1 protein-coding gene is annotated in these 300 nt (G+C 70.3%); it reads left to right on the plus strand.

Annotation, left to right across the window (positions count from 1 at the left end; genetic code table 11):
- On the plus strand, positions 1–225 hold a 225-nt coding region (locus EN852_RS39000), incomplete at its 5' end, for an HAD hydrolase-like protein (protein ID WP_135879917.1).
- Positions 226–300 lie beyond the last annotated feature (75 nt).

The following is a 300-nucleotide window of genomic DNA, read 5'->3' on the forward strand; positions in this document are numbered from 1 at the left end:
CCCAAGCCCTCGCCGGATGGCCTGCAGCAGCACCTGCGGCGCTGGGGCATTGCAGCGGCGGAGGCGGTGATGGTTGGCGACCACGCCTACGACCTGGAGTGCGGCCGTGCCGCAGGCACGCACACCGTGCTGGTCAATCTGCCGGAGAACCCATGGCCGGGCCGGGCCGACTGGCATTGCGCCGATTGCCGCGCGCTGTTGGCGGCGTGGCAGCAGAAGGGGTAGTGCCGGCCGCTGGCGGGCAACCGTTGCTGGTAGATGCCGACCTTGGTCGGCGCTGTGGGTTCTGTGCCAACCAAG

The organism is Mesorhizobium sp. M2E.F.Ca.ET.209.01.1.1 (assembly GCF_004010375.2).
Lineage (GTDB): Bacteria > Pseudomonadota > Alphaproteobacteria > Rhizobiales > Rhizobiaceae > Mesorhizobium.